Here is a 25153-nt window from a genome sequence, read left to right on the forward strand (position 1 = left end):
CTGGGCGCCCTGATCGGGCTCTCTTCGAGCACAAACAAGGCCGAATGACACGGAAAGGGCTTGACCTTTTCCATACGAACGGGTTTTCGTGGCGCCCAGGCTGTCCCGGTAGCTCAGCAGGATAGAGCAACGGTTTCCTAAACCGTAGGTCAGGGGTTCGAATCCCTTCCGGGACGCCAAATTTCTCTAGCAGAATCAACGCAGTAACCTTTGTGGCCGATACGCGCGAAGCGAGAGCGCCGCATATGGCAACGGTTAGCTACGGCACAAAAGATGGCACAGCCGATTCCAGGCTTGTCCTCAGGGGATGAACTGGGAGGTCGCCAAAAACGCCTGAGGGTTACCTCGGCCCGTATGCACGGCTGGGCTGCTTGTCATCAATGAGACGATCGAGTTTGGCCTCGATGCGTCGGGTGGTCTCGACGAAGGCCTGCATCGTGGTCTCTGCCTTGGCGAAACGCTCGCGGGCATCGGAGCTACTGTCCTTCAGCTTGCCGATTTCGAGCTCGAGCTTGAGGCTGCGCTCCTCCATGACGGTGACGCGGCTGTTGAGCTGGCTCGACCACCAGACGACGCCCGCCGTCTGGACCAGGAGTGTGATCACCAGAGCAACGGGAATTTTCTTGTCCACTGCCCAATGTTCCGTCTCGCTTGGCATGGTCATGACCAGCACCCCGCCGCTCTACCGCCCTCGTAATGGACCGCGAGGCGGCGGTTGCCATCGCGCGAAGTGGCCTGCACGTCCCGCAGGCTATCGGTGATGACGCCGCATGGTCTATCGACCGGAACGCTTGCACACCCGCTCAAAGCGATCCCAATCGCCACCAGTGGCATAACAGCGATTGACCTGGTCGCTCGCATCGTTGAAGCGATCTTTGGCTGCATCGTTCGCCCTTTCGATCTTGGCGGTGGCGTCAATGGCGCCCTGGTTGATGAAGTGCTGGCGGAAGTGGAGGGCACCGGCCAACGCAGCGACGATTGCTGCGATGGTCAACCAGCCGCGGACGGGGATGAGACGAAGCAAGGTGAGGGCGGTAGTGATCATGTCGCCGCCTCGCGATATTTTGCCTGCCGATAGGCGATGATGGCGAGGCCCGCGATCGCTGCGGCGCTGCCGCCAGCGACCAGCAGGGCGAAGACGATATCGACCACGCCGCCATTGCCGGTGATCGGCTGCAACGCATCCTTGGCCGCGCCGATCGTGGCACTGGCCGTGCCGATCGTGGCTGCAATGGTACCCTTGCCGACGATGGTCGAGGAGATCCTGGCGTCAGCGGGCGTGGCGGTCTCCAGGCCGACTGGCGGTGGAGGAATAGCGGTGGCGTCTCCATTGGCCATAAGGAGAGCGGCTTCCCGCACACGAGTCGTGCGGGCGTTCCAGCCCTTGCCGAAGGCCGGCCAGGTCTTGAGTCCGCGCAGGAACCGCAGGCGGGCGTCCTGCAGTTCGTCGATGAGGTCGGTCACCTCATGCCTGCGGATGGCCTCGAGCGTCTTGACGCCCAGAATGCCGTCTACCTCGACCGCGAGAAGGCGCTGGAGCGTCTTCACGGCCTGGGCCGGGCCGGAATTCACGGCATAGTCGAACAAAGCATAGTCCAGACCAGCCGGCAGTTCCCGATAGCGCAAGGGCTGCGCATACTGCCTGTCCAGGATCCGGGCCGCTTCCGCCAGCGTCAGACGCTTGACCTCCTCCGGCGTGGCCTTGCGGCCAAGCCGGCGCGCAGCACCCAGAGTGGCAGCTGTAATCCCATATTTCGTGGCGCCGCCCGGATCACGCGGATGATTCACATATCCCCCCTCCGAGCCGAAGACGAGCGTGATGGTTTGCGCGAGGGTGTCGCTCATGGTGACTGCTCCATGGGTAAGAAGAAGGCTTCCTGGAGGAAGCCTGTGGTCGGTTCATCGATTGCGATGTGGAGTTGTTGAAGGTTCGGCCTGGTGGGCAGAGACCTACAACGTGCCGCAGCGAAGCCCATCGGCGATCACGTCTGCTTGCTTTGAATGAGGAGCCACTATGGGGGTCGGTCGACCGCATGACAGATAAATAGGTTGTCGCCGCGAATGTGGTTGACGATGGAGCAGGTAAGCGTCAGCACCCACAATTAGGAACGGATATGGTATCATATTGCCACCTTCATCAGGCAAGATTCCTTGAAACTAGAAGGATCGTGCCGTGGGGACTGATTGGGCGTCATTGCAGGCTCACGTGAGAACCAAAGGGGCTGTGGGTTGCCATAGCTATTGTTCGAGAAAATGAATTCCCTTAAACGAGGGGAAGAGAGGGATGCTAGGTGAGATCGTGAACTTTGACCCCAATCGTGCCAAAGGATAGAGGATATAACTTGCGAACTGCCGTTATCCTGCAGCCTCAATATTTTCCCTGGGCGGGCGTTTTTGAGCAAATAAACTTAGCGGATGTGTATATTCATCTCGATGATGTACAGCTTCCGCAAGGTCGATCATTTTGTTCTCGTGTACAGCTTAAGACGCAACGCGGTCAGGTCTGGCTTACCGTTCCAATTATCCGTAACGGCTTACAGATAATTAAAGACACAAAGATCGACGAAAGCCAGCCATGGCGAAAGAACCATCTAATCGCTTTGCGTGAATCCTTGAAAGGCGCGCCGTTCGCTGAAGATGCGGTGGCGATTGCTGCTGATACCTTAGACCTGAAGAGTGATTATCTCTCTGATATTTGTATTTTTGGCATTGAACAGATCGTTAAATACCTCAACATAAATGTTGAATTTGGTCGAAGCTCAGAACTAATCTCACAAGGTCTCAAGGATGATAGGATTATTTCTCTGTTAAATTCTCTGAGCGCCGAGGTTTATGTTACTGGGCATGGTGCCAAGAAATACATGGATCATGAGAAAATGGATAGAGCTGGCAAAGTTGTTGAATATATGGATTATAATCTGTCGCAATATCCTCAATTACATGGTGAATTTACGCCGTATGTGACCTTCCTTGATGCTATCGCGAATTTAGGCCCGAAGGCCTCCTCAATCCTCGTATCTCAAAGCATTCCATGGCGAAAGGCTCTGGGGATAGAATAATCACTCTAGATGATAGAGAATTAGGCAGCCTATGATGTCCAGTCCGAAAGTTATTGTCGGAATTCCTGTCTTTAATGGCGAGGGGATGATCTCTGAGTGTCTGGATTGCGTAGTGAATCAGACATACCAAAATATTGAAATAAGAGTCTACGATAACGCGTCAACGGATCGTACGGCGAGCATTGTGAGGGATTATGCAAATAGGGATAATCGTATTAAATTTATAGTGCGAGATATAAATGTTGGGGCCGCAAAGAATTTTATGGACTTGCTGCATGAGGCAGATGCTCCGTATTTCATGTGGCGAGCCCATGACGATCTTAGTTCGTTAAATTTCATCGAAGAGCTGATATTAGCTTTTACTTCGAAGGTAGATGCAAAGCTTGCGGTTTCGTCTGTTAGTACTGTTCGAAAAGATCGGCCTACCCAAAAAACGATTCCAAGGCCTCCTACAGGAGGAGATTTGAGGCAAATTAAAGAGCTCTTGTTTGATTCTCATGCCAGTTGGTTTTACGGCCTCTGGGAGACAGATGCTCTAAAAAGAATATTTGATTACGTCCATCCCAGATACCCTCATCCTTGGGCATCTGATCACCTAGCAATGTATCCGGTGTTCCTTAAACGTGAAATTGTCATGGCGCCGAAAGCTTCTTTTACTCAGCGTATTGTTCTCAAAGAATCGAACAAAGTTTTAGTCCGTCCATCAGTCGCGGAGCTTTTTTATCTTAGGAAGCAATTTCGTCGGGTTTGTGAGCACTATATTGAAGAGTCTGGCTTTTTTGGCTGGAAGAGGATGGCGATTCGTTTTTTGACTTTGTTTTACGTTGGAAAGAGGGTGTATAAACTTAGAAAATTATTACTTAGGGGCGCGCGAGAGAAGTTGTTCTCTGCCTTCGAGCGCTAGAAGGTTATTTGATAACTTTCCGTGGTATCAAGGTTTGCCCGAGTAACTTAGCACCGGATATCTACCCCCGCAGATCATCGTGGGCACCAAGGACGACGGTCATTTTCAGCGCCGTATTTGGTTCAGATTCCACCGATTTCCCGGCGATACCTTAAAGGGTCATGAGATCAATAAGCCTGCTGCCGTCGGGTCTTCAGCCATTCAAAATGTTTCTTTGTAGACTGAGTGCTGGACATTTGCGATAAGCTCACTGATCTGTAACTCTATTGCATAGCGTTCCCTATAGCCATAAAAAGATGGCGGCGCCGTCAGCGCCCTTGCCGCCTGGATTTGTGCCAGAGCCAACAGCGCCACCCGCCGCAACTGTTCCTGTGATAATAGAGCCAGGTGTCGGTGCTCCTGCGCTCCCACGAGTGTATGTTATTCTGCATCGTCCAGCACCACCGCCGCCGCCGCTCCAATTGTTGCCGTTGCTGTTGTTGGCCGAGCTTCCCCCTCCGCCATAGTCATTGCCGGCCGTGCCAGGGGCGGAAGGTGGGGGGCCGGCAGGCCTAGCCGCCATGCCTCCACCGCCGGCTGGCGCACCGCCAGCTGCGCCACCTGAACCAACACCAGATGCTCCGGAGCCAGCGCCGCCAGCCGAACCGGTGTCATTGAGATCGCCCCCTGATGCGGTACCGCCTGCGCCGCCAGCGGCGCTAGTGCTGGTCGACGTAGCTCGATTACCCCCGTTTGCGATGAGAGATAGTGATCCAATCGACGAAGCAGCGCCGTTGTTGCCAAGGAAAAAGGCGGATCCTGGGGTGACGCCCACACCGGAGGCGCCGCTACCCCATAGGTCGATCGTTAGGACATTGTACTCGGGAACGGTGAAGTTGAACGTTCCGGCCCGGTAGAGCACTGAACCAGAGTGTACCAGCGACACGATGGGAGCAAGACCCGGCAACATATCAAATCCCCCTGACAATGCCGGTGTAAACGAACTTGTTCGTCCCACGGCAGACGAAGCAAACGAGGTCGGCCGCGCCAGCCGTCGTCGAGAGAACGGGAGCGCCCCCCACGCCGAAGGAGAAGTTCGCTCCCCATGAGAGCGTGCGGTTGCCCGTACTGTCCTGGGTTACCTCGATATTGAGCGGCCATCCTGGCTTGGCGTTGGCCGGGTTCGAGATGGTTCGGTTGCCAGCAATGGTGACTGTACGGTTTACGCCTCCGGCATGGTCGATGGCGATCGTCGCGCTATCGGCCAGAGCTGCCCATCCCATTGCGGAAAGTACGATATCCATCGTCGGTATGAAGGCCGCGCCGGACTGAACGTTAGCCGTCGTTGCCAGCGTGGTTGTCCCGGTGCCGCCATTGGCAACCGGCAGAGTACCGCTGACATGGGTTGTCAGGCCGACCTTACCCCATGAAGGAGCGGTACCGATGCCACCGGAGCGCAGAACATTGCCGCCTGCCACACTGGCCAATGCGGCCAGAGTGGCGGCGCTATCGGCATAAATCAAATCACCGATCGTGTAGGAGACAGGAATGCCAGGTATCCGTTTGTTTTCGAGGATATACCAATCCCAACTGGCGGCATTGACCAGAATTGCTCCGTAGGGGGCGAGTGTGTAGGCTCCACCTGAGCTGGAAATGCCATCCCTGGTGTAGAGATAATTACCGGATGCCGCTGTGATGGTGATCGCAACGTTGGTCGCATTGAAAATCGCATATTCGATCGACTTGGGAGACGCGCTGTTGTCCGGTAGATTGTAGGCAGTTCCGCCCTCAAGGCGAATAATGGAGTGCGTATCAGAGGGTGAAAATGTTGCATTTGCTGAGTAAGTTTTCAGTCTTGGTCGAGTGTTGATTTCTCCCTGCACAAAAGCCGACGTAGCAATGCTGGTATCGTTACTGCCCACCGCAGGCGTAGGAGCCGTTGGATTGCCGGTCAGAATGGGGCTGTTTTGCGGAACGATCGCACCATTGGCGTTCAAATAAACAAAGAAGTCATAGAGATATTTAGTACTGGCCGCCTGGTCATCGCCGGGTAAGTTAACACCTGCCGTGAGTGATTTGACCTTGGTGATCGTGCCCGAGAAATCTTGAGCTGCAGTCCAAGTCTGCGTAGCATTGACCTTGGCTACATTAGTCAATGGAACGCCGCTGCCCTTGATCAGCTTCCCGGTAGTGCCGTCGAAAAGTACCACTTCATTCGCAACGACTCCACCGGCGGGACCCGCGACATCACCGCCAACTGCGGAGCCAACTGCCGTGACCTTTGGATGTAGCGGGTCGGTATTGTCGATCTCGACATTCAGGCCCGCCTGTAAACCCTGCAAGGCAGTGTCTGCCTTGGCTCCCTGAACTGCCGTGGCGTATGCCGTCGACGGCTGGAACGCTGCCGAGCCGAGAGATGAAATATTCGCTTTTAGATCCAGAGCGGCTTGTGCTGCATTGCTGACCGGTTTGTTGAGATCGGACGTGTTGTCCACGTTCCCCAGACCAACGCTGGCCTTGTTCGCTTTGCTGTCGGTGTAGGTCTTCGCGCTGTTCAGTGTTGTCGCATCGGCTGCCGCCTGCGCCGCCGATACCGGCTTATTAGCGTCCGACGTGTTCTCGACATTGCCAAGGCCCACATCAGCCTTGGCGCCCGAGAAGGCCACAGCCGCCAGAGCGGAGGTATTCGCTTTCGCGTTGAGGGCAGTCTGCGTTGCCGTAGAAATCGGCTTGTTGAGGTCGCCGGTATTGTCGACGTTACCGAGGGCGACGTCACTCTTGACCAGTGTCACGGCGCCGGTCTTGCCGGCAACAGAGGTCACGATATTGACCTGGGCGCCTGGCTGGATGCCATCGAGCTTCGTCTTGTCTGCCGGAGACATCAAGCCTGCCGCCACCTGGCTGGCCAGAGCGCCCAAGTCAACGACCTGCTCCTTCAGGCGCTGGCCCCACATGGTGATACGGTCGAGTGCACGATTGATTGTATTTGCCGGCAAAGGGCCGCCGTCCTGCAGGTCGACTGATTGGGTGAGCGGCACGTTCCGGTAGATGATCAGTGTCGCGCCCGTTTCCGGCGCAGCCGTCATGGTTATATTGCCGCCGGCGGGCGAGCCGGCGCCGGTGACCGCATAATCCACGCCGAGCGTTTTGATGGCAGTCGTCCCGTCTGCCGCCCGAACCTGCACCACCAGATCCGTGTTGACGGTAAAGGGGGGAGGGAAGGCGAAAGTGGTCGTGCTGCCGTCGCCCGCATAGGAACGGCGGTTGTCATAGCTTGGAATGGTCATGTGGGGCTCCGGCAAACGGAATGCTGCCTTCGAGGCGGGGCTTTGGGGGCGGAGGTGGAGTTGGGGAGCGCAAGAAGGGGAATACCTCTCGGCGAGAGGCGAAACCGGCGGGCCGATCCCCGGCACCGCTCCGTGCGGCCGACATTTGCGAAGCTCGGGCACGCCTAGGGTGGGATCAGGCGAGGTTCGCTGGTGCCCTGAGTGCGCAAGGCCGTGTTGCCATTGTCATGTGCAGAGTCGTGAAACTCTGCCTTCCGATCGTTCGGGCAACGGCAGCCATCTATGGGGATGACGAGGCCGTCTTCGTTGGCACGGTTAAGCTGTTTTTCCTAGCCGCCCCAGCCCGCCGAACAGGCTCCCGGTCGCATTGAGATAGCCGCCGGTCTGGGCATTCCGGCCGGCGATGTTGGCGAGCCTGGCCTGGTAGTTCAGATTGTTGGCCTGATTCCTGGCGTTCCAGCGAATGGCGGCGACGTCGAGCGCGCCCTCGCTGGCAGTGGAGCCGATGACGTCGGAAGGCGAGCCGTCGAGGTTGACGCCGGAGCCGCCCGTGAGTGCGGTTTGCGTGCCGATGGTGTTATCCACCTGGTCCTGCTTGCGGCCGGCCTGGTACTCGCCGGTCATCGTCTCGATCTGGGCCTGGCGGCGATAGGCCTCGGCCTGGGCGTCCGACTGGGCCTTGGCGGCGTTGCCTTGCTGGATGGCGCCGATAGCCGACAGGCCGGTGCCGGCGATCGAGGCCGCCGTGCCGAGGCCGATGCCGGATATGGCGGAGCCGGCGGCGGAGGCCGCGGAAGCCAGTCCGGCTCCAATGGCTGCGAAAAGCGGTGGGCACATGATCAGGGCTCCGGGTCGGTGTTGAGGGTGATGGAACGGATCGTCGCCGGCAGCGGGCCGTCGGCGGTCAGCACGAGTTCGCCCTTGTCGCCCCAACTCGTTTGTGGCCGGGCGTCGTAGAAGCCGGTAACAAGTGGGGCGGCGGTGCCGAGATCATCGCTGGTATGGCGCGGTACGATCTCTTCGGCTGTGGCCTCGTCCTGGCCGACGCGTAGGGAGCCAGTGGCTAGGAAGTCGATCCTGGCGGAGATGATCTTCTTGCGCCGTCCCAGGCCTGACCCGTCGCCGGCCGAAGCGGGCGAGGGCATTAAGCGTACACGTGAGGTGTAAGGCAGGCCAACGGTGATCGTCTCGGCCGGTCGCCCCGAGGCGAGCGAGACGGTGCCGTCCGTAACGATCTGATCGGCCTCGCGCGCGCCATCCGCCAGGATCCCAACGCGCCGGCCCTCGAGGTGGCTGAGGCCGGTAACACCAGTGGCGGGGGCCCCGCCATATTGCAGGGCGCAGTCGAGATACCAGGCCTTGTCGGGCCCTGCGGTCGCCGCCTCGAAGGGCGCGGCCATACGCTCGATAGAGCGCCGGCTCACACCGCCGATCATGCGTCGAACGATCAGCCACACTTCGTTCCTGCACTGGCCCGGCATCGTGGCGCAGCTCTCGACGAATCCCTCGCCGCCCATGAGATGGCGATGCATGCCCGCTATGGACTGGTCCTTTTCATAGGTCAGTCCGATCAGATCGCCCCTGCCGTTGGGCAGCCAAATCACGCTGTCGGGCTCTTGGGCGTAGGTAACTTCCACGATGCCGGAGGCGAAGAGATGATCCGAGAGTACCGAGATATCGGGTGTCGCATAGCCCACTCCGGTCTCACCCTGGACAAACTCCCGTAGCGCCTTGCCGAAGCTGGAAACGAAGATAGTCGAGTTCCCGACCTTGGCTGGCCTGATCGCCTGCGAGGCATGGGTCGAAGCCAGGGACTGACGGAAGTTGTTGGCCGAGAAGGGCAGGTTGGGGCTGTCGCGACCCATGGTGCGGGCGGCACCGGCGGTACCGATCAGGAGGTCCGGGCCCTCGGCAATCCACTGGATTTCGTTGACGTCGGTAAGGGTGAAGGAAATCGCGTCATCGTCCTTCACCGGAACAGAGACGGAGAAATCCAGTTCGCGCCCATAGCCGCCGGTTCTGGTGGCCCAGATGCCGGAGGGTTGTGCATCAGTGCGAGCATAGACCTTGCGTTGCTCGAAGGTTGCGATATGGGCTGGCCAGCCGGGAGTTGCTCCCCAAGCGCCGAGGCGCCACTGCAAAGTTCCTTGAGCAAGCGGCAACGGTGCGTCGTCGAGCTTGGCCTGTACGACAGTTGATGAAGTAACGGCGGTGATGACGAAGGAACGATAGACTGCATTCGATCCGAGCAGAGCGATGATGCGCCCTTCATCATCAGCAGAGAATCCGGTGCTGCCATTGATGCCTGTGGTCGATGAGGCCGTAATGGTGACGACTGGGGCCGTTGCCGGATCTTCAGTGAATGTCAGTTCACCAATGGTGACAAAGCCACCGCCATTGTTTGACGTGACATTGATGCGATAGCCGGTATAGGCAGTGGTGTTAGTGAACCTGAAATATCGGGCCTCGCCAGCAGACCAGTTGCTTTGCGCATACTGGCTATCGAGCACTGTCCAATTAGCGCCGTCATTCGATCCCTCGAACGTCCATGACTTTGGAGCTCGATCGGTGACAGGCGTTCCAGTTACAAGGCCTGATGTGGCCTGCACTGCGTACCCTACGACAATGTGAGGGGTCGGAAACGTGTAGGAGATCCAGCCGTCACCACCAGCGGCGCTGTGCCATGCCGTGCCAGCGTCACGATCGAATACATTCCATGGCGCGCCCAAGGCTGTGCCACTTGCAGCAGCTATGCCACTCGGTGCCGTATTGCTGGTCATCTTCGGGATTGGATTGCCGGTGCCGTTGGGTGTCAATGTGGTGGACGTGTCGTTGACTGGCAGGAATGGGCCGAACCGGAAATTGACCGTCTCAATCGTCCAGCTTGTGTCGCTCTGACGCTTCACTCGCCTTGGCTGGTATCCCTTGTGCGTGATGTCGAGCACGTCGTTGGTCTGGTCGAAATCGAGCTGGAACAGGTCCGCGTCGGCATAGGGATGCGCCACCTCCACGCTGCCGACCCGCCCGCCCAGCGTGTAGACCCTGATAACGCCGGCGTTGAACACCAGCATATAGGCCTGGCTCGCCGAGAAGATGAAGGGAATGAAGCGGGCGGGGCGCGAGGAATCCTTCACCTCCTGCACGAATTGCGTGCCGGGGCGGCGGGTGAGGCCGCCCTGGCGCATCACCATGAAGTTCTGGCATTCCTTCAGCCCGGTCTTGAAATGCTCGAGATCGGCGCGGCTGTGCAGTTTGGGGGAAAGCTCGCCGCGCGAGAACACCGGCTTGAGTTCATAAGCGCCCATCAGGAACGAGCCTCGATCCAGAAATCGTCTTCGGGGTCATCCGGCGTGCCTTCCAGGGCGTCGATCGCCTGCGCCTCGGACAGGGCTGCCTGCGTCTTCTGCCCGAGAGACTCGGCATAGGAGGCCTTGCCGGTGATGAAATGCGCCGCCTTCTGGGCCAGGGCCAAGGCGAGCACGTCGGTGAATTGCTGGTCGAACAAGCCGGTATTCTCGATGCGCCTGACATAGCGCACGGGGCGCGGGGCCGGTTCGTCGGCGAGGACCTGGCTGCCCTCGACCTTGTGGGGAATGGTCTTGGCGTTCTCGCTGCCATCAGCCGTCAGCGGCATCACCCGCAGGCAGTCGACCGGCAGGTCATAGGCATGGGCCCAGCCGAAGGCGGGCGGCGTTGCCGCGGCCGGTAGCGCGGTGCGTGCCATGGCGAAATTCCAGGGGTGGCGGCGCATCAGGCTCCAGGCCATCGGCCAGAAATTGCGCCGGAACCAGCGTGCCACGGCCGAATTGTCGTCGATGGAGGCCAGCGGCGCCTCGTCGAGATAATCGAGCGCGAGATTGCAGATCTCGGTGATCGAGAGATTGACGGACATGAGGGCCTCCAGGCCACGAAAATTGCTGCCGCGAAAATCGGTCTTGTCGGGGCGGCGCGTCGATGAAGCATCGCGCGCCGCCCGGTCTGGTTTGAAGGACTGGGCTTACCTGAAGGCGTTGGCCTGCTTGTATTCGGCGAGCCGGCGGCTCACGACCTCGATCGGCGTCACCTCGTCGATCGCGGCGCCGGCATCGTCGACGAGCTTGGCCTTGATCGCCTCCGCCCGGATTTCGGCATCGACTTCCTCGGCCTCCTTCTGGGCCTCGCGCTCATTGGCCTTGTCCGGGATGAGCTCGAGATGCTCGTCCTCCTCACGCACCTTGCCGACGAGCTCGACTTCCTCATCCGCCTCGACGATGCGGCCGTCGACATAGGCCTTGGCCTTGACGAGATAGCGCGCCATTTCAGAAGCCCCCCACATTCAGGCCGGAGGGGTAGTTGACGATCGCCTCGCGGTCGGCGACGAGGCCCGCCGTCACCGTACCGGCGGCGAAGGTGCCGGCCACCGTGTACTGCACGCCGAGATAGCGCTGGCGCTGGGCATCGAGCGAGAACGCCGGCACCTGCACGCGCAGCCATTCCGAGCCGGCGGTGAGGCTGGCGGCCGGGATCGCCGGCGTCTGCACGATGACGTTGGGCGACGACAGGTCCGCATTGGCCGAGGTGACATAGGCGAACTGCACGGAGGTGCCGCCGGTGAGCGCGGCGTTGACGCGAACAACCAGTTCCAGGCTGTCGCCGGGGCCGGGATCGCGGGCCTGGGTGAGGTCGATGGTGTTGGTCGAGACGGCGCTGGCGGTGATCGCCTGCTTGTCCGACATGAGAAGTTGCTGGTCCAGAATCATGGACATGGCTCCGATGATGGGGAAAGGGGCGTCATCCCGGACGCGCTGCGGCGCGAAGTGCCGCTGCGCAGATCCGGGACCGCAAGCCGACGCGGTCCCGTGTCTGCGACGCATCACTGCGTGCTGCATCGCGCACGGGATGACCAAGGGTCGGGGGGAGGGGCCTCAGACCACGCGGGCCTCGGTGTTGAGGAGCTGGTCGGTCAGCCGCACCGGGATGCCGCGGAACGAGAGGAAGGGCTGGCCCTGGGCGTCCGTCACCGTCTGGAAGGCGAGGGTCGATTTTTCCATGGCCTGGATGTCGCCCCAGGTCTTCACCGCCCGGTTCACATAGAAGGCGGGCTTGCCCATCTTGAGCGAGGGGATCTTGTTGATCGCTCGCACCATCAGCCGGTAGAGGTTGGGCGGCGTCGCCGACTGCAGGCCGCTGGCCGCGGTGGTGGTGTCGATATTGGCGATGCGCACGGCATAGCGCCAGTCGCGCACGGTCAGCCCGCACTTCCACTGATACTTGGTCTGGTAGGCCTGGTAGCGCCCGCCATTGGGGTCGAGGATCGGCGCCGAGGTGGTGACGTCCTGGTGGGTGAGCCCGGCCGTGGTGCCCTTGGGATAGATGCCGTGCAGGGTGTTCGGCCCCCACACCACCAGCCAGATCGAGGTGTTGGAGGCGCCGGTGCCGCCGGCATCGATGACGTTGACGCCATTGCCGGCGGTGAGGCTGGAATAGCGCGGCGACAGGCCGGTGATGCGGTCGGGGTTGACGCCCACCGATTCATAGAACAGCGCCTGGGCGAATTGCTGGTTCATCGCCTCGATGAAGGCGGTGTCCTCGGTCAGGCGGAAGGCGGCGGTGTTGCCGTTGAGATCGGCGAGGTCCTTGTCGATCACCGAATAGGTTTCCAGCATGCCGCAGACATCGGTGATCTGGGCCGTGGTGCTCTTGGCCGGCGGCACGCCGTAATTGAGGCGCCGCCAGGTCGCCTGCGGCAGGCCGGTGCGGATGGTGGTCTTGTGGCCGGTGGGCAGATTGCCCTCGATCCAGGGAATGTCCTGCAGGGGTTCGTTGAGCTGGGAGAGGAGTTCGGCCACCACGGCGGGCTTGCCGTTGGGGTCGAGCCGCTTGGTGACATCAACCAGCGTGGGATAGGAATTGCCGATCACGGCCATGGTTTGCTTCCTTTGAGAAAAGGTCTCACCGCCGGAACGGATCGACCGGATAGAGGGTCTCGGCTGCCGAGCGCGACCCGCCCGCCACACCGCCGGTTGCGAACTGGTCTTCCGCGTAGAGCGCCTTGCCAGCCCTCGCCATGGCCTGGGCCAGGGCAGGGGAAAGCACGTAGCCATCGGGGGAGATCAGGCCGCTCGACTTCAATTCGCCCATCAGTGCCTCGCCGCCGTTCTGGCGGATGAAGCGGTCGGCGAACTCGACGTTCTGGCGGAAGGCCGCGCTGTCCGTGTCGCCCCAGGCCCTGACCAGCGCCGATTGCGCGGCCTCGCCCCGCTGCACGATGGCCTGCACATAGGCGGACTGCTGTCCGGCCTGGTGCTGCACGAAGCGATCGTGGAGGGATTGGGCCTGCCTCGGCGTGAGGCCGGCTTCATGCGCCCAGCCCCGATAGGCGCTGGCGCTCTGGCCGTCATAGGCGAAGCCTTCGGGCAGGCCCTGGGGCAGGCGGAATTCGTAGCCTTCCGCCGTCTCAGGCCGGCCGAGCCTGGCATAGAAGGCCTGCCAGTCCTCGGGCTTGGCGTCGGCTGCCGGCGGTGTGAGGGCCTTGGCCTTGAACTCGTTGTACTCGGCCTGGATGCGGTCGGCGTGGCGCGCCGACTCGACCAGCGGATCAAGCGCCCTGTAGCCTTTGCTTTCGACCCATTGCCGGCTTTCCGCATTCTGCAGGCCCGCAAGGAAGTCCGTCGCGCCGCCGGCCGGCGACCCGTTGTTGGCCGGAGGAACGGTGGCGCCGTCCGGGGTTCCCGCCATGGCGGCCCCAGGGTTTGCCTGGTCAGTCATCAGATGATGCCTTGGTTGGAACTGGCGATGGCTTCTGCGCGCGCTGCCTGCGACAGCGCGGCCTTCTCCTCGTCAGTCAGGTTGAGAAAACGAAAAAGCCGCCCGAAGGCGGCTCGCTTGCCATCCGAAAACGCGCGGTCGTCGGGTGGGATGCCTTCCCCGTTCACCTGGTAGAAACCGGTGTAGTCGGCGAGGTCGGCGAGGACGATCTGCACGTCCTCGTTCCTGATATCGAAGACGGCGTGATAGGCCAGCGCAAGCTTGAGCGTGGCCTCGTCGCCACGAGCGCGCCGGAACAGCCTGGCGAGCGCCAGCCAGTTGATCGCAAGGGCGGCGCGCGCTGGGCCGCCGGAGGGATTGGGCATGCGGGGCTTCCGATGTGGGCAACAAAAAACCCCGCCGAAGCGGGGCGGGGGGCGCGTTGAAGACGGCCACGGGATCGCTCCCGGTTGCGGTCGTTCAGGCGGGATGGACGGAGGACCTGAACGGCGTGCCGCCGACGGCCATGCCACGCTCGACACGATGATGGTATCGATCTCGCGCCGGGCCTATTAGTTTAGGCGATCGGCCGCCTTGCCGGGGATTTTTCGCGCTTTGGGCGTTGGAGGAAGATCGCAACCAGGCCAAGGGTATGAGCCCCCGGCGCTATCCGGCAGCCCCAAACGCAAAGCGCCCGGCCTTGTGAGGCGGGCACGATTTCTTATGCTCCTAATATGCCATAAGGGCCGAATTCCGTCAATCCCGTAGTCGGCAAAATTCTGAAATTTTTGTCGCCGATCCCGACCGCTTTTGGCCAAGGAAAAAGTGATGCCGAATCGTGCTGACGACGCCTGCCGACATACCGGTTGGCGGCGCCCCATTCACGTCCGCTTGCGGCGCAGCAGCTGCCTTTTTCGCAGGGGCTCTGGGGAGGGAGCGACCGGCAGAGATTGCCGACGCGCTGTCCATGAGCCATATAGCAATAGCCCTGTATCACCACGTCCGGGACCGCCCAATGCTCCGTCTTCTGGTCGCGTCAGTATTTGCCTCGATCATTCTTTCATGGGCCCCGCCGGCAAGCAGCTCGGCAGCCGGGAAGGCTCCCGCGTTGCACGCTGTGCTGCGGCTGATCTGCGCCGGATCGGATATCGCTGGGAACGCTTGCAGGGATGCGCGCGGATATCCCAAGACCGTGGATGGCCAGCCCGTGTTCGAGGGGCAGGCCTGCAATGTTGAGATCCTTGCGCTCTATCCCATTCGCGCCGAGGGCAAGGCTTTCGCGATCGCGCCCTATCGTTCGGGCTGCTCGGGGCATCCCGATTTCGAGGGCGGCTCCCTGCTTGTCACCCTCGACGCGATGGGTAAGCCCGCCAAGGCAAGCTACTGGCCAGGCAAGCGTGCCGGTGATTCCTGGGAATTTTCCCATGCGAAGCATTGCATCGCGGTCGAACGCGATCCCAGGAACGACAGGCTCTATTGTCTTTCATACTATCGCAGCACCGGCGAGGCCGAGACCTGGCTGGTGCGTTTCGCGGTCAGGAAAGGAAGGCTGGTTTCAGACAACCCGGCTTTCGCAGCCGGAAGCGTCGCGACCAAGGCCGGTTATGTCGACAGGGGCATCAACATGCTCCAATGCGACAAGGCGAGCGGGCAGCCGACCTATTTCGAACTATCGAAACTGGCTCAGGGCCCGCGTCGGCGCAGCCTGAGGCTTGAAGTTTCCTACGCCGATAGCGCTGTCGTGCGTGAGGCCTGCCGCCCGGATCAGATCTGGCCGATGAAGGACAGGGAGGGCAAGCCACTGGTTGGTTTTACGATGGTCTCGGCTGCGAATATCAGGCGCGAAAGCATGATTTTCGATACCGAGGCGGACCTTCTGATGCGGGCGCGCGATAGTCGGTAGTTGGGGTGAAAGTTCCTCAATGCCAGCCTGTGCCGGCTGGGCAAACGTTGAACGGAATGGGCCGTCTTGAATGTCAGAATTCCAGCGTATGTTCTTGATATGTTCTGATAAATCGGCTAATTACGGAACGTTTTCGCTTTATGCTGGCCGAAGGGGCGCAGCCAGCCGGCAAAACAGATCTTTCAAATGCCAGTATGAGGAGCGTGAAATCACGATGAGTCGGGGGCTGAAACATGTCTTGTTGAGCACCTTTATTCTGTGGGTCTCATTCGCCCAAACAGGAGGATGGGCGCAATCGTCGTCCGCAACAACAAAGGTTCAAGCGGCGGCCGAAAAATATCCAACCGCACAGGAGATATTGGCGACCGTATGTGAGCCCAATGAACTGGAAATCGGGAAATGTCGATCAAGTGATGTAATTGCTCCTGCATGTGCCATCGTGGTGCTCGACCAAGTTCATAAGGTAATGCAGAAGGGATTGCCTTATTTTCTGGTGATGGCCGGTGCAGCAGAATCTCGATGCATGAATAAGAATACCGATGGCGCGCTTGCGGTCTACCGCAATAACAAAGGCGATTTAGTCTCAACGGGCTTTATCGAGAATATCGATTTAGATGATGGTTCTTGTATTAAGGCGTCTATAAATCCTGATTTCGACGAAGTGGTATTTTGTCTTTCCTTTAGCCTGGGGCAAGGATTAAGCGAAAAAGTTCTTACTAGAATTCAGATTGCGCCGGATGAATTCATCGATCAAAGAGACATTGATAGAGACAGCCTGGTTCATGCATCCGACTATAGTGGAGAAGCAGGATTGTATGAGATCGACTGCGACTCCAATGTTCCTAAAACATATTTCGAGCTCGATAACTTGCGAATTGGATCTATGCTGAATACCCTAGAAATGGACGCTAAATATGCGACTCTGTCCCAAATCAAGGAACGTTGTTCACAGGATAGCGGCAAATTGATTGATGCTTTTGGTGAGAAAACCCGGTATACTGCGATGCGTCCATCGGACGCAAAGAGCGCTGTATATGTCTATGATTACAAAGCTGGGACATTTTTTCAAAAGAAATATTAGGATATAATTATAAACTGTTCATATTTTTTAGAAATATCATGATTATTGTGGGGTTGTTGTTGGTAAAAATAAAAGCTCATTCGGAAATCTCGATTCGTAAATTTCAAGAAACTCTTTTGAGGTCATGTTCATCCAGTTCTGATTTTTTTTCTTATAAGATTCCGGCACGTTTCCAGTGAAATTTTCCTTTTTTATGGTATTGATAGCCTTGTCATTTGGGTGATTTATCAAGGCAGCGACGCCACCTGATCCCTGTTGATGCGCAGCATACAGCTCCGCAATCGTGGGCTCTCTACCTATTTTGGGTAGCAGTCGGTTTCGATTGATAATAGCATAGCGTGCTGCGCCATCGGCGGCTTCCTGCGGATCGTCCGGGTTTTGTAGACCGACTTCGCTGGCGGTGCTGGGGCTGAATTGAAATATTCCTTTCATTGAGCCATGCCGAGCTGTTGCGTCAATAAAATCTCCTTTTATATAGGGGTATTTCGACTCTATAATAGCTGATGCTGCGAGGTATGATGGATTAATTCCATATTTATTGTTGGTATTATCGAATATAGGCTGATATTGTCCCGGAGATAAGAGAAATGAAAAAGTCCCCTTGGGACCTTTCCTCAAGTCAATGGGATCTGCGACGGCGGGGTCCATCCCGCTTAGATTTGCATTTTTGTCAAAACTCTTTGGTAGTGTTTTGTTTTTGGCTCTTGGCATCCTAAATGGGTTTACTTCTTGTGTTGAGAATTTTAGTGGCGGGACGGCAGGTGCCAAATTTGTTGCATAATCAAGAAGTTTTACTGCTTCTTGAGAAGGTGTTTGGGGTATCAACCCGAGTTTTGAAGCAGCCTTTCTGAGCGCTTCTTGAATGGATGGATCCTGACTGAGTGGGTGCTTTTCGGCATTTTGTATTATTTCCTTGAATACCGTTAACTCCTCGCTGGTCATAGGTCTTCCAGATTCTAACGAGGTGGCGCCAGCGGCGCGGTGCTGTTTGAGAATCTCTTCGACTTTGCCAATAAATGCGCGGTCGTCGTCATCACTCCAGGTGGGATGCATGGTAGGTTTCTGACTTGCGTCGCCCATTTGTGTCTGGCTGATCTGTGCGACATGGATCGGCACCGATTCTCCTGGCCCTCGCATAAACATCCCCGGCACCCAGCCATCGTCTCCCAGGCTGGCGAGGTCTCGGTCAGTCTGGGCAATGACGGCGAGGCGGTCGCCGCCATTGGTGCGCATGGCGTCCTCGATCATGCGGGTGCGGACGGTTGCGGCGCGGTTGCTCCGTTCGTCGCCGGTAAGGCTGGAGCCGAGGGCCTGGGCGGCGGCAGGACCGAGATCGATGGTGGGACCGGACAGGGAGCGCATCGGGGCCGGGCCGGCGGCGGTGTTGGCGGCGGCGACCGGGCTGGCGAAGGAGGTATCATCAGCGCCGCCCGTCGCCCTGCCGTTGGCGTCGGGGCGGCCGAGCGCGCCCGTGGCGAAGCGCTCGGCTAGGGCCGCATCACCTTTGGCATAGGCGATGGCGGCATATTCCAGCATCGGCGGCAGGCCTGCCGACACCATCTGGCCGAAGATCGCCTGCTGCGCTCCGGGATCGGCGCTGGCGACGAGCGCTGCGCGTAGCGGGGCCAACCGCTGCGCCATCGGCTTGCTGGTATCGCCGAAGGCGGCGAGGGCCTGGTCGACCATGGCCTTGGGCATGAGGCGGCGCTCTTCCACCGGCATGCCGAGCCTGTCCATGGCGGCATTAGTGGCTGCAAGCGCCGCCTTCAGCCGCTCGGGTGAGGTGCCCGCCTCGGTCCAGAGCCGGTCGATTTGGGGATGCAGGCTGCGGATATAGCCATTGGGATCCTTGCGGCGGAACGCCTGGTTGAGGGCGATGGCCTCGCTGCCCCGCTCATGGAGCTGGCGCTCCGTCTCGAAGGCGGGGTGCATTCCAGGTCTCTGGCCTTTCGGGGCGCGGGCGGCGAGCCAGGCGGTCTGCTCGGCCGGCGTCATCGCCCGGATGGCGGTGATGTCGGCGCCCAGGCCCAGCGTGCGCTCGAAGCCGCGATAGCGGCGCGCGCCGTCCTGCGGGCCATAGCTGGCGCTGAACTCGGCGGCGGTTGGCAGGCGGCCGTCATAGCGGCCGATGGTGGTCAAGGCCCGCGTGGCGTCCTGGACGCGCGGTTCGAGATCGCCTTGGGCCACGGCCTGGCCCTGGCTGCGCTGGGCCCGGGCAAAGCTCACGAGTCCGCTGCGATCGTCTGCTGACAGGGACGCGACGACCGGATCGGGTGCCCTCTCCTCGACCTCGCCGGGCTGGTAGTCGCCCGCCGCCAGCCGCCGCGCCTGGTTGCGCCTGTTGTCCCAGCCATGCGAGGCGGCGGCGCCGCCCTGCGATCCGGCCGGACGCTCATAATCGGTGACGAACACGCCGGCTGCCTCGTCGGGCGTCCGAGCCGCCAGGAGCTTGGCCTTCACGCCCGCATGATCGGTGTTCAATTCGTGGTCGACGAAAGCGAGCTGCACGCCGAAATCGCGCCAGTCCTTGCCCCGGGCAGCCGCGAAGGCCTGCAGATTCCTGGCGCGGTCGCCGTTCCACTGGGCGATGCCGACGCTGTCGGAGCCGTCCGAACCATCACCCGGGTTCCGGCTCGAGGGCGCCAGGCCCGCGCTCTCATGCACGAGATTGCCGACGATGCCGGCCGCCTGCTCCCGGCTGTAGCCGCGCCCGATGAAATAGGACATCGCGGCGGATTCACGGTCGGCCTGGGCCGGGCCGATCACGCCCTTGGGAATCGTGGTCTTGGCGCCCCAGACGAGCGCGCTCATCCTGTCGGGATCGCTGCCGGCCGTTCCCTTCGCCCATTCGATCGAGGAGCCGGCGGCAATGTCCCGCTTCAGCCGCGCTTTGTCGGCGGCGGGGATCGAGGTGGCGCCGTCACCCTATTCTTGTTGTATCAATCCGAGGGTGCAGTCCATTCTCTGGGGGAGGCAGTCCACGACAGTTTACTCAATTGTGAATCTTCTGTCTCGACGTTTGGGTTCGTACATACCGCTGCCTGTGGCTTAGACGCCACCATGTCGACTAGCTTTCGGAGAATTGGTAAACTGTCCCGGTAATACCCGGTAATACGCCGTCGATCCTGGCGTTGAGTGCGGCGAGTGCCGGTCCACGTTGCGACGGATCGCGCCGGATGACTACGAGGGAGGTCTGGTAGGCGGCGGTGATCGCATTGGTTTCGAGCGTGCCAGGATTCCGGTGACACGAAATACAATTACCACTACGACGTCACATGCTGGTAATTGCAGTTCGTGTCACGCGTAATGTTACGTCGCCGTGTGGGTCATCTTTTAGGGAATTGACAAATTATTGTGGTAATTTTTTGTAATTCTAAGGAGCTATATTTCATGAAAACTGAATAGGCCAGGCGTTGTGTTCATTTGATCCGGCTTAATAATACACATACCAGGAGGAAGCGGGGCGCGCTGGACTTTCCAGCCAATGATCAGGCTATGCCCCTTATCGTTCGTAATCCGAAGCCCTCTCTCATTTCGGCGCGCTCCACGTCGGCCGGCTTCATGAGCTTGGATAGTTTCGATCTTGATCACGTTTGTCCCCAGAAAGCTCGCAAAATAAGCCTCAGAATAAATCGTATCGTCTGCTCTTGTGATCGTAAAAGGTTCGTCAATGCGCAAATCCTGCGCGATTGTCTCCATGGAAGGTGATTCTAGAAGGTGAGCAACAACGAGCGAGCGGTGGTCGCTCCCTTGGCTTGCAAATGCGAGGGTACCAAAATCTTCCAAATATATATATATTCTAGATGAATCGAACGAAAACCTGTAGTGATTTTCTAGTTTGTTTTCACTAGAGTGTCTCTCTAGAATAAAATTATGTTCAACTGCTAGAATTTCATCGATCCGTTTTCCGATAATTAGCTTAAGATTGATACTCTTGTCCGAAAGGAATGAATATGTTTTATTGCCGTTCATTGACGTTTTTCCTTGCGATGTTTATCAAGTTAAGTAAGAGATTCTCGCTTGATTTTTCTAAGGTACTCGATTCTTCAATGCCCATTGGATCGTTGATGAAAACCCTTCCATCGCGTCGTATCATGAATTGCAGGTCTTCAACGTTGATTTTTGCAGATTCCAATCCTTTTCGAATAAATTCGAGATCCTTGATGCTATCTGCATTTAGGAACTTGGCTGCTGTTGGATTTTTTATTTTCCCCGTCCAATCTACAATGTCCTTTGAAGATTCTCCATCAATGTAATCGAGAGTTATTGCAGGGCTTCCTTGCACATGAGTTATGCCGTAATTCTTCACTACAGGAAATCCAAGCTTATCTAGTTTGTTTAAGCTATCAATCTCATTCTTAATTGCCTGATAGGCTTCGGAATAATCGAGACGATCATCCGTTACCCCTACTACTTTGGTCTTATCTGCCTTTAAGGGATAAAGCACCTTTTCAGCCCCACTACCGATCGGCGGCGCGAGATCATAGGAGCTCAATTGGGAGGGAGGGACAAAGTCCGGATTTGAGGGGGCCTGATCATCGTCGGCATTTTGGCCTGGTGTCCCAGAGTGGGCAGGAATGCCTTCCCCGGGCGATGTTTCGCCGGAATCCGGCGGTTTATCCTGGCCGCTTGCGGTGAGGGGCGAAGTCCGTTCTTGCCCGGGTTGCTGGGCAGGGCGCGTGTCTGGCGTTTGGGGGACATCCGGCTCACCTGGTGTCCCAAGTGGCGCCATGCCGGGTCGCGGGGTATCGGGCAATCCCGGCGTGCCGAGCGGCACCGCCCCAGGTTTCGGGTCGGTGGCCGGAGCGGGCTCGGTCTCCGGCTCCGGCGCGCCATACCAGGGACCGGGCGGGTCGCCTTCATCGTGAACGAACCATCCGGAGAGCCAACTAGGTTCGCGTGCGGACTTCCGCACCGCGACGACGGCTGCCTCGCTGTTGGTGTCGAGCCCGCGTGCAAAGGAGAAGTCATAGCCCCCATCGGAGTAGTACTGGCGATAGACGCCGTTTTCCTGATCGGTCCAGAGATCTCTTCTTGCGTTGAGGAGTGCCGTATTGAAAGTTCCGAACTCGATTCTTCGAATCTGTGAATCCCGCTGGACATCGTCGCGTTGCGGCAAAGCGCCGATCTGTTGCCGAATGAAGTCTGAGACAGCCGGCGTCACCCGGGTTCCGCCATCGGGAAAGAGCCAGTAGGTCACCGGCACGGGCGAGTGGGGATAGGTTTCCGAAGGGTCCTGTGGGGTATTGAAACCATTGGAAGCTGCCAGCTCCGGATCGTAGGAACCACGCCCGAGGCCCGACCGCAGAGCCCTGCCGATTTGCGAAGGCAGACCCATGGGCTGCGGGGCAGGCGGCTTGTCCGGAATGGCCGGGCCAGGCTTGGAAGAAGGCGTCTCCGGCGCATTATTACTCCCCGGCCTGCCTGTTTCCGGCCCCGGCCCCTCGATGACCGTCTTGCCAGTATTGTCGACCGTGGCCCCCGGCGAGGAAGGCATCGCGGGATCGGTGTTGACATTGGTTGGCTTGCCCGGCCCCTCCGGGATCTCGAAGGGGGGTTTGGCAGGCGTGTTCGGGACCGGTCCCGTTATGCGAGCGCCACCATTATCCTGGCCCGTGCCGAGGCCCGGCGGTACGTCGGTGGTGACGGCGCTGTTGCCGAGTTGGGCATAGAGCGTTGGGCCGGGCTGACGGATGTCTTGGCTGGCGACGGTGTGGGCGTGAAGGGGGTCGCCGCCATTGCTGATGACATTGTTCCGGAACAACCGATCGTAGAGCATGGCGGTAAGGGGATCGAGCCCGGTCTTGCCGGTGGCCTGCAGCCTCGCCAGTTCACCGGTCATGGCGGGGCCGAGATCGATGGCGGTGTCGGTGCGAACAGGCTGCCAGGCGGGACGGGCGACATCCGCTCCGCCGCGCAAGGCGAGAGGGCTCACCGGCGCGGCAGATACGGCCGAGCCGGTCGTCGGGCTGGGCCTTGCCCCTGCCACCGGCTGCGCAGCAGGGGCACCGAGGGCAGCGGCGAGCAGGCGGCTGGCGCTGTCGTTCTCTCCTCGGCCATAGGCGGCGAGCGCCGGCGCCAGGAGCCGCGGCAAGCCGGCGCGCGTGAGCTGCTCGAACAAGATGGCCTGCTGGGCAGGATCGCCGGGTGCGGTGACGAGGGTGCGGATGGGTGCGATGCGCTCGGAGAGCGGCTTGGCGCCGTCGCCGAAGCTGGCAAGCGCCCGGCTTACCATCGCCTTGGGCAAGACCGTGCGACCTTCCACCGGCATGCCGAGCCTGTCCATGGCGGCATTGGTGGCTGCAAGCGCGGCCTTCAGCCGCTCGGGTGAGGTGCCCGCCTCGCTCCAGAGCCGGTCGATTTCGGGATGCAGGCTGTGGATATAGCCGTTGGGATCCTTGCGGCGGAACGCCTGGTTGAGGGCGATGGCCTCGCTGCCCCGCTCATGGAGTTGGCGCTCCGTCTCGAAGGCGGGACCCTGGCCTTTCGGGGCGCGGACGGCGAGCCAGGCGGTCTGCTCGGCCGGCGTCATCGCCCGGATGGCGGTGATGTCGGCGCCCAGGCCCAGCGTGCGCTCGAAGCTGCGATAGCGGCGCGCGCCGTCCTCCGGGCCATAGCTGGCGCTGAACTCGGCGGCGGTTGGTAGCCGGCCGTCATAGCGGCCGATGGTGGTCAAGGCTCGCGTGGCATCCTGGATGCGCGGTTCGAGATCGCCTTGGGCCACGGCCTGGCCCTGGCTGCGCTGGGCCCGGGCAAAGCTCACGAGTCCGCTGCGATCGTCTGCTGACAGGGACGCGACGACCGGATCGGGTGCCCTCTCCTCGACCTCGCCGGGCTGGTAGTCGCCCGCCGCCAGCCGCCGCGCCTGGTTGCGCCTGTTGTCCCAGCCATGCGAGGCGGCGGCGCCGCCCTGCGATCCGGCCGGACGCTCATAATCGGTGACGAACACGCCGGCTGCCTCGTCGGGCTTCCGAGTTGCCAGGAGCTTGGCCTTCACGCCCGCATGATCGGTGTTCAATTCGTGGTCGACGAAAGCGAGCTGCACGGAAAAATCGCGCCAGTCCTTGCCCCGGGCAGCCGCGAAGGCCTGCAGATTCCTGGCGCGGTCGCCGTTCCACTGGGCGATGCCGACGCTGTCGGAGCCATCCGAACCATCACCCGGGTTCCGGCTCGAGGGCGCCAGGCCCGCGCTCTCATGCACGAGATTGCCGACGATGCCGGCCGCCTGCTCCCGGCTGTAGCCGCGCCCGATGAAATAGGACATCGCGGCGGATTCACGGTCGGCTTGGGCCGGACCGCTCGCGCCCTTGGGAATCGTGGTCTTGGCGCCCCAGACGAGCGCGCTCATCCTGTCGGGATCGCTGCCGGCCGTTCCCTTCGCCCATTCGATCGAGGAGCCGGCGGCAATGTCCCGCTTCAGCCGCGCCCTGTCGGCGGTGGGGATCGAGGTGGCGCCGTCGATCCTGGCGTTGAGCGCGGCGAGTGCCGGATCGCGCTGGGACGGATCGCGCCGGATGGCGGCGAGGGAGGTCTGGTAGGCGGCTGTGATCGCATTGGTTTCGAAGGTGCCGCGCTGCCCATATTCGAACTGGCTGGCCTGGTTCAAGAGGCCGTCATTGAAGCTGAGGAGATCGGTGGCGACACGCTGGCGATTGCCGGCCGAGATGGAGCCGAGAAAGGTGGTGTCGGCCTTGGCGCTGGTCTTGGCGAAGCCGGCGGTAAAGCCGGTCGCTTCCGCCGGCATCGTCTTGGCGGCCTCGGCAAGCGCGGCCTGCCGCTGCTGCTTGTAGAGGCCGAGCTTGTTGTCGTCGTCGAAGGCGGCTTCATGCCGGAGCCTCTTTTGGTAGTGCTCGAGGCCGGCGGCCGCCTCGCTCAGGCCGCCGCCGAGGGCCTGCAGGCCCTGGCCGATCGCCTCGGCGCCGGTGCGGATCTGGGGCGTGGCGCCGGGAGTTAAGCCGATTTCGGCGCGATAGTCGGGAAAACGGGGCATGGCGGATCCATCGGGGCAAAAGAAAAGCCCCGCCTGGAGGGGCGGGGCTGGGGTGTGGGGGAGATTTTCCTGGGATCGCCGGCTTCCAGCCGGCTCTTGCTTGTCCGCGAGCGCGGCGCTTCCAAGGGCAGGCTGGAAGCCTGCGATCCCTGTGTAGTTAGACTGTGTCAGGATGGGTGCGGGCGAGAGACCGTGTGCACCCAGGCCCCTTGAGGCCGTTTTCC

The 25153-nt window shown here is 60.1% G+C and carries 19 protein-coding genes and 1 tRNA gene; 5 read left to right on the forward strand and 15 right to left on the reverse strand.

Annotated elements, in window-relative coordinates; genetic code table 11:
• The first annotated feature begins 102 nt into the window (after positions 1 to 102).
• Positions 103 to 179 (forward strand) — tRNA-Arg (locus ABXS05_RS30290).
• A 161-nt stretch (positions 180 to 340) separates the two neighbouring features.
• Here ABXS05_RS30290 and ABXS05_RS30295 read toward each other — a convergent pair.
• From ABXS05_RS30295 to ABXS05_RS30305, 3 genes are all read right to left on the reverse strand, one after another.
• Entirely contained in the window at positions 341 to 664 is a 324-nt protein-coding gene (locus ABXS05_RS30295; RefSeq protein ID WP_367626458.1) for a hypothetical protein, read from the reverse strand.
• Between the two features lie 111 nt (positions 665 to 775).
• Positions 776 to 1045 carry a hypothetical protein gene (locus tag ABXS05_RS30300; protein WP_367626459.1) on the reverse strand — a complete coding sequence of 90 codons (270 nt, stop codon included), beginning with the start codon at positions 1043 to 1045 and terminating at the stop codon, positions 776 to 778.
• Positions 1042 to 1845, reverse strand: a complete 804-nt coding sequence (locus ABXS05_RS30305) for a glycoside hydrolase family 108 protein (protein ID WP_367626460.1) — start codon at positions 1843 to 1845, stop codon at positions 1042 to 1044. The genes ABXS05_RS30300 and ABXS05_RS30305 overlap by 4 nt, the downstream gene beginning before the upstream one ends.
• A 497-nt stretch (positions 1846 to 2342) precedes the next feature.
• On the opposite strand from ABXS05_RS30305, the gene ABXS05_RS30310 reads away from it, so the two are divergent.
• A complete protein-coding gene (locus ABXS05_RS30310; RefSeq protein ID WP_367626461.1) occupies positions 2343 to 3059 on the forward strand; it encodes a WbqC family protein in 717 nt (238 codons plus the stop codon).
• 34 nt (positions 3060 to 3093) lie between these two features.
• Positions 3094 to 3963, forward strand: a complete 870-nt coding sequence (locus ABXS05_RS30315; protein WP_367626462.1) for a glycosyltransferase family 2 protein — start codon at positions 3094 to 3096, stop codon at positions 3961 to 3963.
• 950 nt (positions 3964 to 4913) lie between these two features.
• Here the strand turns inward: ABXS05_RS30315 and ABXS05_RS30320 are convergent.
• From ABXS05_RS30320 to ABXS05_RS30360, 9 genes are all read right to left on the reverse strand, one after another.
• On the reverse strand, positions 4914 to 7229 hold the full coding sequence (locus ABXS05_RS30320) for a hypothetical protein (RefSeq protein ID WP_367626463.1): 2316 nt from the start codon (positions 7227 to 7229) through the stop codon (positions 4914 to 4916).
• Between the two features lie 315 nt (positions 7230 to 7544).
• Positions 7545 to 8066, reverse strand: a complete 522-nt coding sequence (locus tag ABXS05_RS30325) for a hypothetical protein (protein ID WP_367626464.1) — start codon at positions 8064 to 8066, stop codon at positions 7545 to 7547.
• Positions 8067 to 8068: 2 nt separating this feature from the next.
• On the reverse strand, positions 8069 to 10534 hold the full coding sequence (locus tag ABXS05_RS30330) for a discoidin domain-containing protein (RefSeq protein WP_367626465.1): 2466 nt from the start codon (positions 10532 to 10534) through the stop codon (positions 8069 to 8071).
• A complete protein-coding gene (locus tag ABXS05_RS30335) occupies positions 10534 to 11121 on the reverse strand; it encodes a phage connector family protein (protein ID WP_367626466.1) in 588 nt (195 codons plus the stop codon). Before ABXS05_RS30335 ends, ABXS05_RS30330 begins: the two co-directional genes overlap by 1 nt.
• 105 nt (positions 11122 to 11226) lie before the next feature.
• The gene (locus ABXS05_RS30340; protein WP_311944060.1) at positions 11227 to 11526 is read right to left on the reverse strand and encodes a hypothetical protein; all 300 of its coding nucleotides are present in this window, start codon (positions 11524 to 11526) and stop codon (positions 11227 to 11229) included.
• A gap of 1 nt (position 11527) precedes the next feature.
• Positions 11528 to 11974, reverse strand: coding sequence for a Bbp16 family capsid cement protein (locus ABXS05_RS30345; protein ID WP_311944061.1), 447 nt, complete (start codon positions 11972 to 11974; stop codon positions 11528 to 11530).
• 159 nt (positions 11975 to 12133) lie between these two features.
• Positions 12134 to 13135, reverse strand: a complete 1002-nt coding sequence (locus tag ABXS05_RS30350) for a major capsid protein (protein WP_367626467.1) — start codon at positions 13133 to 13135, stop codon at positions 12134 to 12136.
• Positions 13136 to 13160: 25 nt separating this feature from the next.
• Complete coding sequence (locus ABXS05_RS30355; protein ID WP_367626468.1) at positions 13161 to 13976, reverse strand: hypothetical protein; 816 nt, start codon at positions 13974 to 13976, stop codon at positions 13161 to 13163.
• Positions 13976 to 14341 carry a Bbp19 family protein gene (locus ABXS05_RS30360; protein ID WP_367626469.1) on the reverse strand — a complete coding sequence of 122 codons (366 nt, stop codon included), beginning with the start codon at positions 14339 to 14341 and terminating at the stop codon, positions 13976 to 13978. The genes ABXS05_RS30355 and ABXS05_RS30360 overlap by 1 nt, the downstream gene beginning before the upstream one ends.
• Positions 14342 to 15147: 806 nt before the next feature.
• Between ABXS05_RS30360 and ABXS05_RS30365 the strand changes: the two genes are divergently transcribed.
• Together ABXS05_RS30365 and ABXS05_RS30370 are read left to right on the forward strand one after the other, a co-directional pair.
• On the forward strand, positions 15148 to 15858 hold the full coding sequence (locus ABXS05_RS30365) for a hypothetical protein (protein ID WP_367626470.1): 711 nt from the start codon (positions 15148 to 15150) through the stop codon (positions 15856 to 15858).
• 70 nt (positions 15859 to 15928) lie between these two features.
• Positions 15929 to 16939 carry a hypothetical protein gene (locus ABXS05_RS30370; RefSeq protein WP_367626471.1) on the forward strand — a complete coding sequence of 337 codons (1011 nt, stop codon included), beginning with the start codon at positions 15929 to 15931 and terminating at the stop codon, positions 16937 to 16939.
• Between the two features lie 42 nt (positions 16940 to 16981).
• Here ABXS05_RS30370 and ABXS05_RS30375 read toward each other — a convergent pair whose 3' ends face one another.
• The 3 genes from ABXS05_RS30375 to ABXS05_RS30385 all read right to left on the reverse strand — a co-directional run bounded on the left by ABXS05_RS30375 (position 16982) and on the right by ABXS05_RS30385 (position 24929).
• Complete coding sequence (locus tag ABXS05_RS30375) at positions 16982 to 19750, reverse strand: phage tail tip lysozyme (RefSeq protein WP_367626472.1); 2769 nt, start codon at positions 19748 to 19750, stop codon at positions 16982 to 16984.
• Between the two features lie 570 nt (positions 19751 to 20320).
• The gene (locus ABXS05_RS30380) at positions 20321 to 20911 is read right to left on the reverse strand and encodes a hypothetical protein (RefSeq protein WP_367626473.1); all 591 of its coding nucleotides are present in this window, start codon (positions 20909 to 20911) and stop codon (positions 20321 to 20323) included.
• Positions 20898 to 24929, reverse strand: coding sequence for a phage tail tip lysozyme (locus ABXS05_RS30385; RefSeq protein ID WP_367626474.1), 4032 nt, complete (start codon positions 24927 to 24929; stop codon positions 20898 to 20900). Before ABXS05_RS30385 ends, ABXS05_RS30380 begins: the two co-directional genes overlap by 14 nt.
• Positions 24930 to 25153 lie beyond the last annotated feature (224 nt).

It is taken from the genome of Labrys neptuniae, assembly GCF_040797145.1.
GTDB lineage: Bacteria > Pseudomonadota > Alphaproteobacteria > Rhizobiales > Labraceae > Labrys > Labrys neptuniae.